We start from the raw sequence: 9778 nt of genomic DNA on the forward strand, positions 1-9778 counted from the left end.
GACGTTTTGCAATGGCACGAGACTTGCTCTGCAAGACGAGTGACAGAAGCAAAATGTGCCGAAGGCCAAGCAAGGGTTGCGAAGCAAGCCCGAAGCGATGCGGCAAGTTGGCAGTTAAGCGAAGTTACGCCTCAAACACGTTGCAATTTAATTCAATTTCACTACTTGGACGAAAGTCCAATAGTATGAAATCCCCTTATTCCAAAGTATCGCGCTCCCCTTTCGGGATTGGATAAAATGAAACCATATACTTCCGCAGGACGCTCAAATACCAAGATGCACAGCCTGGCGACGGCACCAGCCTCCATTGGGGAGCGCTTAAACTCTGAATAATTACCTATGTTTTAGAAGCAAATCTACACGCTTCCGAGCTTCGAAAAATAAAAAACAAAATCCGGCGGAATTTCGCTTAACGACGTTGGCTTGCCGACGTTTCGCGAGTCCGCAAGGACTTGGCGCGAGGCTTGCTATGCAAGACGAGTGACAAAGCGAAATGTGCCGAAGGCCGAGCGAGAGTTGCGAAGCAATCTCGAAGCGATGCGTCAGAGCCGACAGTTAGGCGGCGTAAACTATATTTTAATTTGAATAAAATATGAATCTTCATATTTTTTCCAAAAGTATGTACGTAATTTTTTAAGAACCGACTGTATGCCTTTTTCATATAGGAATAAGGTGACAATTACATAGAAAATAGAAAGTAGCGAATATTTTAATATGATTTTAATAAAATCAGGCTTTAAATTCAAATATTCGAATATAAATAGAAATAACAAATGAATAAAAGAGTAAGAAGTAACTGACCACACATTAGTAGTTTTGATACCTAAAATTGTTGCCTCTCTATTCTGCTCACCTCCTTGTATAGGCTTATTCGCATTAATTCTTTCCGGCTTAATACTATAGCTCAAATCTTCAAACACTGAAAACGTATTTCCGAATAGTATAAGTATAAGCTTATCGAAAATATTAAAAAAGCACTTCAACATGCCTCTTCTAAGTTTTAGCAAATTAAGCCTACTTCTTGTCGAAAATCCCTTTAAGCATTTTGTAGGCAAAAAATGCTTACTTAATACATAATTTATTAGACCCTCGACTTCGATCATTGAATCATCTTTATAGAATTCTGAGTTAGATACATCATAAAAGAAATCGTCCTCGAAATTTAAACCTATGGGATATTTTTCATCTGGTTTTCGCTCGATGAATGAGCTTAATCCTTCCGAAGGACTCGCATATTGTTGTCGGTAAAACCCAATCTCGATAATTATTCTCTTTAAGGAGCTAAAATCTTTAAATGACTTTTCCGATATGAAGATTCTAATCATGCTAAGGAGTTTTTCATCATGATAACTTATCGATGGAAGATATGAATTCGGATATTTAAGCAATATGCTAACTCCAATCTCACTTCCTACCATATTGATAATCTCAATATTCTCCCGCTTTAACTCAGAGAATTTGGTATGGAATTCAGTTGCTATTTTTTCTTTGTCAAAAGTCATATTTTAGTTTATGCCGCCTAACGACCAAGGTGTTCCGACGTTCGCAACGGCACGAACTTGCGTAAGCAAGTGTAGTGACGGACGCGAATGTGGCGTAGCCCGAGCGAGTGAGTCGCGATAGCGATCTCCGAGCGTAGCGGAAGCACCGAAAGTTAGGCGTTGTTGATTTATAACAAACTACACGTCACACTGAGATGTAACTTGATTCTATATATGCCAATCGGTTGAGTAGAAAAACTATACGAAATAGATTCAATTTCCCCCTTTGTCCTCTCCACCTTTTCATATTGATCTATTTCATATTCCCGGGCATCGTTATGAAAGAAAGCCTTTCTCTTCAACGATAGAGGATCAATATCTCCACTATATGGGCGATATCCTAGATTTCCATTTAGAGTTAATGAAAATGGAGACACAGTGAAATTCTCATTCTCATCGATCAAATTTACGATTGAAACCAATGCTTCCCATATCGACCACAGTGCTGGAACATAAGAGAGAGCGGAAATCGTTGTAGCTGATTTTATTAATTTTTGATCTACTGCGAGTTGAGCCGTGTTGGTAAACTTTTCATATATCGCTTTCACCTTTTCTTGATCGCCCTGACTAATTCCATTTATGTCAACTAAATGAAAGTTAATAACCAACTTCGGATCATTAGAGACGATTGGCTTTTGAAATAGGTTAGAACCTACTCCACTAAACCTAAAAGCCCGTCGAATTAAAAAATATGGAGCAAGTTGCGGGTCTACTGACGACACTAAAGGCCCTGATTCTCCCGTTCTTCTAACAGTTAAGTATGAAGAATATAGTACAAGCTCCAGGTCAGATTCATATTCATCAAATACTGATTCGGGAACTTCAATTTGAATAAGTTTAAGTTCAATCAATTTTAATCTTTTATCATTTAAGAATTCTGTATAATCAATTTTACTAATTCCAAAAGGAGATCGCTCGGAAGTTATAATTGAACGAGTAGCTATTACCTGCTGATCATGGGAAGCGTTCATCGAACAACTTAACACGCAAGGAAGGATGAACATTAAAGCATATATTTTCATAAAGTCCCTCTTAAAATAATTGCTAATTTTTAGAATATTCATAAATCAATGACGCCTAACGACCAAGGCTTGACGACGTTTCGCGAGTCCGCAGGACTTGGCGCGAGGCTTGCTTTGCAAGACGAGTGACAAAGCGAAATGTGCCGGAGGCCGAGCGAGAGTCGCGTAGCGATCTCGAAGCGATGCGTCAGAGCCGAAAGTTAGACGCTGGACAAACTACTCAGAAAACTCGTCCCATTCGAAGAAATCATCTGATTTTATATTATTTCTTTCTAAGAATTCTGTAGGTGTAGGACCGAATGTTGCCAGTAACACTGGCATATTTTTAAATACCTTATAATCTCGAACAAATCCCCTCGTTATCCATTTTGAACCCAATGTTGATTGTATATTATAAAATAACAATAATTGTTCAAAGACAGCTAATTGAGATCGTATTACCTTACTGTACTCATATTTGTTTAACTCATTAGGCTGATCCTCTAACAGTCTATAAATCTGAAATAAATGTCTATAATAATGGCCCAATTGATTTATGTGCCCTTTAAAGGGACGATATTCAATTAAAATTTTGTCTTTGTAATTACCTAAATCAATTCGATTTGTGCTCGGATCATATTTTTCTTGTACCTTCTTAATTTCATTTAAGTATTGTAAAACCAAATCTTCAGGATATTTCTTTAGAATTTCCTTTAAGACAGATATGGAGTCATTGTTCTCAATCCCCAAAAAGAAAGTAATATAAGAAATATTAATTTTTTCTTCTTTCTTTATCAGCCTTTTATCTTTCCATTCGAAAAGATCTACGAATTCAAGAATTTCATAGGCAAAGCGAAGCTCATCATATAAGGGAATAAATATGCTTCTTCCCGTTCTGCTTAATGGCATTTCTAACTCGGCGACATTACTTCTATGTAGTTCAATTAATTTATAAAATTTATCTTCAAATCTTTCAATTTGTTGAACTTTATCTTGAGACTTGAACTGTAGAGTTTGCTGCTTGTTTGATTGGTATTGCACCCAGAAAGCTAAGAATGTCAAGAAAGCAGCGACCGCAGCAATTAATGGGCTCGATAACCCACCTATCGTATCTCCTATCTGACCGGTATTTGAATAACTGATTCCAAATATATTAGTTTGAGTTAATAGAACTGGAACTCCAAAATAAATCAATAAAAGTACAAATATTAGTATCCCTATATAAACCAGAGGGATCTTACCTTCATTAAGTTCATTTTTTATATTCATATAGTGACTCAATATTAGTTTGTCTGGCGTCTAACGACGTTGGCTTGCCGACGTTTTGCAATGGCACGAGACTTGCTCTGCAAGACGAGTGACAGACGCAAAATGTGCCGAAGGCCAAGCAAGGGTTGCGAAGCAAGCCCGAAGCGATGCGGCAAGTTGGCAGTTAAGCGAAGTTACGCCTCAAACACACTGCAATTTAATTCAATTTCACTACTTGGACGAAAGTCCAATAGTATTAAATTCCCTTATTCCAAAGTATCGCGCTCCCCTTTCGGGATTGGATAAAATGGAACCATAAGCTTCCGCAGGACGCTTAAATATCAAGATGCAATCCCTGGCGACGGCACCAGCTCGCATTGGGGAGCGCTTTAAACCACAAGATTTACTATGCTTAGAAAACGAATCTACACGCTTCCGAGCTTCAAAAAATGAAAAAACAAAATCCGGCGGAATTTCGCTTAACGACCTAAGGCTTGACGACGTTGGCGACTCTGAGTCTCCGAAGGAGACGTTAGAGACAGGCGCGGATTTTGCCGCCGCAAAAGCCGTGACTGGAGCCAATGTGCCGCAGGCCGAGCGAGAGTCGCGTAGCGATCTCGAAGCGAAGCGTCAGAGCCGACAGTTAGGCGAAGGCCACAATCTTATGAAGTAATTTTAGAATTCAAGCCGAATCGCCTCTGGAATTCTATATACAAAACGAATAAATTCCTTTGAAATGGATGCGGTTATTTCGCGAATTTCAGATTCAGTTAACTTTTCCCCCTTATCTCTATACTTATCAATTACGCTATTAGTTATTTTAGCAATTTGATCAGAGATAATAATTGAATGAGATAATTTTAATATAATTTCAATCCTTTCTTTTATAATGGGAAAATATTGTTCAGCATACACCGGATAATTTAATGTAATTTCCGAATTGTAGTTCACATCAAGTAATTCTAAATTATGTGACTTTTCGAATGTGATTGGGTGTGCTGAGCTAGTATTCACCTGACAGTCACCGAAAAACCGGTGGCCCCAGCCTCTTCTGAAAGAAAAATGATTTTAACGACAAAATTATTTACATCAGGAGAAACCGATGACCACCAACACCAATGCAACAGTTAAGGCAACTAGACGAAAGCTAAATTTATTAGAGCTTGCAAATGAATTAGAAAATGTAAGCAAAGCCTGCAAGATCATGGGATATTCCCGTCAACAGTTCTACGAAATACGAAGGAACTTCCAAACCTATGGAGCTGAAGGTCTCTTAGATAGAATCCCGGGAGCCAATGGGCCTCACCCTAACCGAGTCAGTGAAGAAATCGAAAATGAAGTCTTAGAGTATTCTTTACATCATCCGACTCATGGATGCCTAAAGGTCGCTCAACAACTTAGTCTTAAAGGAGTTAAGGTAAGTTCGGGTGGTGTAAGAGGAGTTTGGACAAGAAATAAACTCGTAACTAAACACCAACGGCTTCTAAGACTCGAAGAGCATCATAAAGATAAGATCATACCTCTAAGCGAAAACCAGATACGCCTCCTTGAAAAATTCGATCCCGAATACAGAGAAAGGCACATACAAGCAGATTCTACAGGAGAATTGGTATCTATGGATACTTTCATGGTCGGGTCATTAAAAGGTGTAGGAAGAGTCTATCTACAAACCGTAATCGATTGTCATAGCCGATTTGCTTGGGGAAGGCTCTTTAATAACAAAATACCCGTCACTGCCGTACAGACTTTGAACAACGACGTTCTTCCTTTCTTTGAAGAACATAACATTAAAGTCCAAACCGTTCTAACCGATAATGGTCGTGAGTATTGTGGAAGAGAAGACCAACATCCTTTCGAATTATTTCTTCAGTTAGAAGACATCGAACATCGGACCACTAAAGTTCGCAGGCCTCAAAGCAACGGATACGTGGAACGTCTTCACAGAACTTTACTTGATGAGCACTTCAGGATCGCCGGTAGAACTAAATTTTATGAGTCGATCGAAGAGATGCAGATCGATCTGCATCTCTTCTTTGAAGAATACAATTACAAGAGGGCGCACCAAGGTAGAAACATGAACGGAAGAACTCCTTTTCAAGTCTTCATTGAGGGCATTAAGACAGAAGAATCGGAGGTCCACCAAGCAGAAAATTAGAACAAGCGTTCAGAAGAAGTGTCAGGTGAATACTAACATTGTACAGATTGGGTTTATCGAAAAACCATATCTAAAATCATCTCCTTCTGAGTTTTCAGATAAAATTGCAGTATAGGTTATCTGTCCAAACAATGTAAAATAGCCATATATCATCTTATTCTTTCTGAATACGGATATATAATGAGAAATATCTTTGTCTGACAGATGATAAGGTGTCGGGTTGAGAAAATCTAAACTTGAATAGAATTTATTCCCGTTTATATCGTACCTAATATATTCCCTTGATATTTTTAAATCAGATGCATTAACATCTATTACTTGAGATTGATCCCTTTGTAACCAAAATAGAAAATTATAAAGATTTTTCATAACCGCTTTTAGTATTGATTTCCCGCCAAATTGAAATTCAAAGTGTAAAGGCTCATCTAAATATTCCTTTTCCAGCTGCATATATTTATAGATCAAATTTTTTGATCCATATTGGTTATTTAAATGAGATAGTTGTTCTCTGGCTTTTTCCTCGTTTTGAGAAGAAATATTTATCTCAAAGGTTCCGTCATTATTGTTCTTTTCTGATCTAATCGAACCAGGTATAAATGGGACCAATCCAGGTGCTATATCGTATTTTTTTCCCGATTTAGTTCCAATATTTTTTAAAATTGGAGGAGGTGTATTACGATCACCCCAGATACTAAAAAAGTTCCGAAAAGCTGAAAAAGCATTAACAATTGATTGATCTACATATCCTGACTCTTTAGTGGAAAAGTAATTATTACAGCTTGCGCAAAGAATGATGGAAGATTTGAGATTACTGCCTAAAGCAGATTGGATAATATGCTCTTTTGAGTTTGCTTCAGCCGATTCGCAATATATGCATTTCATAGATGACAACCTTATTTTGTGGCTTTCGCCTAACGACGTTGGCTTGCCGACGTTTTGCAATGGCACGAGACTTGCTCTGCAAGGCGAGTGACAGACGCAAAATGTGCCGAAGGCCAAGCAAGGGTTGCGAAGCAAGCCCGAAGCGATGCGGCAAGTTGGCAGTTAAGCGAAGTTACGCCTCAAACACACTGCAATTTAATTCAATTTCACTACTTGGACGAAAGTCCAATAGTATTAAATTCCCTTATTCCAAAGTATCGCGCTCCCCTTTCGGGATTGGATAAAATAGAACCATAAGCTTCCGCAGGACGCTTAAATATCAAGATGCAATCCCTGGCGACGGCACCAGCTCGCATTGGGGAGCGCTTTAAACCACAAGATTTACTATGCTTAGAAAACGAATCTACACGCTTCCGAGCTTCGAAAAAGAAAAAAACAAAATCCGGCGGAATTGCGCTTAACGACCAAGGTGTTCCGACGTTTGCGATGGCACGAGCTTGCCCATAGCAAGCGCAGTGACAGAAGCAAATGTGGCGTAGCCCGAGCGAGTGAGTCGCGAAGCGATCTCCGAGCGGAGCGGAAGCACCGACAGTTAGGCGTAGTGTTGCTATATCAACTGTCTTTAAATCCTATATCCTTACTGTAGCCGAATAAATTTAATGAATACGATACTTGAAATTTCAACTTTGACAAACGACCAAAAATTAGCATGTTTATGCATTAACAATAAAGAGTCGTTCCCCAGTGGCATCTGAATAATATTCAATTTTATTAAGCCTTCGTTCATTCATAACTTTTTTAGCTATTTCAATTCCCGCCTGATCCAAAGATTTAGCTTTTTCTATATTCTTATATTCCTCAAAGAACTCATTTGAATAATTCTTAAGCCATAAATTGATCTGATCAGTCAAACCAGTCGACAAATTAAGTTCAGCCAAATCTATATAACTTCCTTCAACCGAATTTCGTATTCCAGTTCCACCAAAATATCCATCTATAATTAGGTAGTCATACATCTATTGCAATCGTCGTAAAACTTATCTATATTTCTCACTAATATAAATATACGCAACATTACGCCTAACGACGTTGGCTTGCCGACGTTGGCGACTCTGAGCCTCGAAGAGGCGTTAGAGCCAGGCGCGACCTTTTGCCAAGCAAAAGTCGTGACTGGAGCCAATGTGCCGAAGGCCAAGCAAGGGTTGCGAAGCAAGCCCGAAGCGATGCGGCAAGTTGGCAGTTAAGCGAAGTTACGCCTCAAACACATTGCAATTTTAAATAGTTATACTACTTGGATAAAAGTCCAATGGTAGCCAAATTTACTAATACTAACAAATCGCGCTCCCCTTTCGGGATTGGATAAAATGGAACCATATACTTCCGCAGGACGCTCAAATACCAAGATGCACAGCCTGGCGACGGCACCAGATACCATTGGGGAGCGCTAAACTCTGAATAATTTCCTATGTTTTAGAACCAAATCCGCACGCTTCCGAGCTTCGAAAAATAAAAAAACAAAATCCGGCGGAATTGCGCTTAACGTCCAACGCTTGCCGACGTTGGCGACTCTGAGCCTCCGCAGGAGGCGTTAGAGACTGGCACGAGACTTGCCTTGCAAGGCGAGTGACAGAAGCCAATGTGCCGAAGGCCAAGCGAGGGTTGCGAAGCAAGCCCGAAGCGCAGTGGCAAGCTGTTAGTTATACGCAGTGCCCGTTAATTTAGGCCAATAATTAACCGCAACCCTTCTTCAACATCAGCCATCTTGCCTGCTTTCAATTTACCAACTTTATCAAGAAATCGTTCCTTATCTAAAGTTACTAATTGAGAAACATTTACAACTGAGTCTTTTGAAAGATTAGAATCTTTTTTAGATAGAATTACATTCCCAGGAGCTTCTGCTAAATTCAAATTTGATGTAATTGAAACTACAATTACTGTATTAATGTTACTTTCATTAAAAGAATCATCTTGTACTATTAAAACAGGACGCTTAAAGCCAGGTTCACTGCCGAATGGAATTCCTAAATCCACCCACCAAATTTCACCACGAATCATTCTTTAAACTCTTGCGCAGTGATTCAACAGATAGATTATTGATACTGTCTTTCGAGCTATCTTTTCTATTTGTATAAATTTTATTTAATCTTTCGGTCACTGATTCTTTACTATGTAATTGAATAAACTCTTCTAATGCCTTTGCAAAAAGTTGGCTTCGAGGAATCCCCAGCCTTTTGGCGGTTTTTTCCGCTGTTTTAAATAAATCATCAGGAATTGAGACAGCAGTCTTCATAAAATAAGTATAACTCGAGTTATACCTGGGTCAATTAAAAATTCTATCAATTTGTAGAAATTTCGCTTCCCTTGAATAAAGACAGATGCACGGGCATTGCGTATAACGACCAAGGTGTTCCGACGTTTACGACGGCGCGAGTTTGCTTATGCAAACGAAGTGACGGAAGTAAATGTGGCGTAGCCCGAGCGAGAGTCGCGAAGCGATCTCGAAGCGGAGCGGAAGCACCGAAAGTTAGACGAAGTGCAGTTAGCACGCAAAAAAGTGCTCAAAACTCAGACTCATAGATCAGTCTTATTTTATATGGATCATAAATTCCGTGAACCTCAACGTTCCATTTAGATAGAGTCCTTACAAATGTCATAATTGCTAAATCAACATCATTATAAAAATCCTCCCAAAATGACTCAAATCCTCGATAACTTTGATCAGAAAATTCAATTGGGGTAAAAAGAGTATAATTATTTCCAGATTCTTCTTTAATCCAGTCGCTCGGAATAACCAACTCGGCCATATCAAATTAGCCTAGTTACGTTTTAGTGGACACCTTTTAAGCCGCTTTTTCTTCAAATTCAACGGGACTCACGTATCCTAAAAAAGAATGTAATCTTCGTCTATTATAATAAACTTCTATATAATCAAAAACTAGTTGCTTGGGCTT

The 9778-nt window shown here is 38.9% G+C and carries 12 protein-coding genes; 2 read left to right on the forward strand and 10 right to left on the reverse strand.

Going from position 1 to position 9778, the window contains the following annotated elements:
* Positions 1-569: 569 nt before the first annotated feature.
* The 3 genes from LEP1GSC061_RS13125 to LEP1GSC061_RS13135 form a co-directional block, all read right to left on the reverse strand.
* Positions 570-1502 carry a hypothetical protein gene (locus LEP1GSC061_RS13125; RefSeq protein ID WP_016545950.1) on the reverse strand — a complete coding sequence of 311 codons (933 nt, stop codon included), beginning with the start codon at positions 1500-1502 and terminating at the stop codon, positions 570-572.
* A gap of 167 nt (positions 1503-1669) precedes the next feature.
* Entirely contained in the window at positions 1670-2563 is an 894-nt protein-coding gene (locus LEP1GSC061_RS13130; RefSeq protein ID WP_040508791.1) for a hypothetical protein, read from the reverse strand.
* A gap of 216 nt (positions 2564-2779) precedes the next feature.
* Positions 2780-3811 (reverse strand): putative phage abortive infection protein, encoded by a 1032-nt coding sequence (locus tag LEP1GSC061_RS13135; RefSeq protein WP_016545952.1) that lies wholly within the window; start codon positions 3809-3811, stop codon positions 2780-2782.
* A 325-nt stretch (positions 3812-4136) separates the two neighbouring features.
* On the opposite strand from LEP1GSC061_RS13135, the gene LEP1GSC061_RS13140 reads away from it, so the two are divergent.
* Complete coding sequence (locus tag LEP1GSC061_RS13140; protein WP_040508792.1) at positions 4137-4463, forward strand: hypothetical protein; 327 nt, start codon at positions 4137-4139, stop codon at positions 4461-4463.
* Between the two features lie 2 nt (positions 4464-4465).
* On the opposite strand, the gene LEP1GSC061_RS13145 is transcribed toward LEP1GSC061_RS13140, so the two are convergent.
* A complete protein-coding gene (locus LEP1GSC061_RS13145; RefSeq protein ID WP_156844562.1) occupies positions 4466-4804 on the reverse strand; it encodes a hypothetical protein in 339 nt (112 codons plus the stop codon).
* A gap of 88 nt (positions 4805-4892) precedes the next feature.
* Here LEP1GSC061_RS13145 and LEP1GSC061_RS13150 point away from each other — a divergent pair, with 88 nt between their 5' ends.
* A complete protein-coding gene (locus tag LEP1GSC061_RS13150; RefSeq protein ID WP_016545948.1) occupies positions 4893-5945 on the forward strand; it encodes an IS481 family transposase in 1053 nt (350 codons plus the stop codon).
* A gap of 21 nt (positions 5946-5966) precedes the next feature.
* On the opposite strand, the gene LEP1GSC061_RS13155 is transcribed toward LEP1GSC061_RS13150, so the two are convergent.
* The 6 genes from LEP1GSC061_RS13155 to LEP1GSC061_RS21205 all read right to left on the reverse strand — a co-directional run.
* The gene (locus LEP1GSC061_RS13155; protein ID WP_040508797.1) at positions 5967-6827 is read right to left on the reverse strand and encodes an HNH endonuclease; all 861 of its coding nucleotides are present in this window, start codon (positions 6825-6827) and stop codon (positions 5967-5969) included.
* 713 nt (positions 6828-7540) lie between these two features.
* Positions 7541-7843, reverse strand: a complete 303-nt coding sequence (locus LEP1GSC061_RS13160; RefSeq protein WP_040508799.1) for a hypothetical protein — start codon at positions 7841-7843, stop codon at positions 7541-7543.
* 697 nt (positions 7844-8540) lie between these two features.
* Positions 8541-8882: a type II toxin-antitoxin system PemK/MazF family toxin gene (locus tag LEP1GSC061_RS13165; RefSeq protein ID WP_008595960.1), complete on the reverse strand. Its 342-nt coding sequence runs from the start codon at positions 8880-8882 to the stop codon at positions 8541-8543.
* Positions 8869-9117, reverse strand: a complete 249-nt coding sequence (locus LEP1GSC061_RS13170) for a CopG family transcriptional regulator (protein ID WP_008588815.1) — start codon at positions 9115-9117, stop codon at positions 8869-8871. The genes LEP1GSC061_RS13165 and LEP1GSC061_RS13170 overlap by 14 nt, the downstream gene beginning before the upstream one ends.
* Before the next feature lie 268 nt (positions 9118-9385).
* Positions 9386-9631, reverse strand: a complete 246-nt coding sequence (locus tag LEP1GSC061_RS13175; RefSeq protein ID WP_040508806.1) for a hypothetical protein — start codon at positions 9629-9631, stop codon at positions 9386-9388.
* Between the two features lie 36 nt (positions 9632-9667).
* Positions 9668-9778: IS3 family transposase (locus tag LEP1GSC061_RS21205; RefSeq protein ID WP_016545951.1), on the reverse strand; the 111-nt coding region annotated here is incomplete at its 5' end.

The organism is Leptospira wolffii serovar Khorat str. Khorat-H2 (genome assembly GCF_000306115.2).
Taxonomy (GTDB): domain Bacteria; phylum Spirochaetota; class Leptospiria; order Leptospirales; family Leptospiraceae; genus Leptospira_B; species Leptospira_B wolffii.

What these genes read in the sequence shown, in the direction of transcription:
- LEP1GSC061_RS13125 (WP_016545950.1), bottom strand. Translation starts at nt 1,502, where the DNA reads ATGACTTTTGACAAAGAAAAAATAGCAACTGAATTCCATACCAAATTC.
- LEP1GSC061_RS13130 (WP_040508791.1), bottom strand. Translation starts at nt 2,563, where the DNA reads ATGAAAATATATGCTTTAATGTTCATCCTTCCTTGCGTGTTAAGTTGT.
- LEP1GSC061_RS13135 (WP_016545952.1), bottom strand. Translation starts at nt 3,811, where the DNA reads ATGAATATAAAAAATGAACTTAATGAAGGTAAGATCCCTCTGGTTTAT.
- LEP1GSC061_RS13140 (WP_040508792.1), top strand. Translation starts at nt 4,137, where the DNA reads ATGCAATCCCTGGCGACGGCACCAGCTCGCATTGGGGAGCGCTTTAAA.
- LEP1GSC061_RS13150 (WP_016545948.1), top strand. Translation starts at nt 4,893, where the DNA reads ATGACCACCAACACCAATGCAACAGTTAAGGCAACTAGACGAAAGCTA.
- LEP1GSC061_RS13155 (WP_040508797.1), bottom strand. Translation starts at nt 6,827, where the DNA reads ATGAAATGCATATATTGCGAATCGGCTGAAGCAAACTCAAAAGAGCAT.
- LEP1GSC061_RS13160 (WP_040508799.1), bottom strand. Translation starts at nt 7,843, where the DNA reads ATGTATGACTACCTAATTATAGATGGATATTTTGGTGGAACTGGAATA.
- LEP1GSC061_RS13165 (WP_008595960.1), bottom strand. Translation starts at nt 8,882, where the DNA reads ATGATTCGTGGTGAAATTTGGTGGGTGGATTTAGGAATTCCATTCGGC.
- LEP1GSC061_RS13170 (WP_008588815.1), bottom strand. Translation starts at nt 9,117, where the DNA reads ATGAAGACTGCTGTCTCAATTCCTGATGATTTATTTAAAACAGCGGAA.
- LEP1GSC061_RS13175 (WP_040508806.1), bottom strand. Translation starts at nt 9,631, where the DNA reads ATGGCCGAGTTGGTTATTCCGAGCGACTGGATTAAAGAAGAATCTGGA.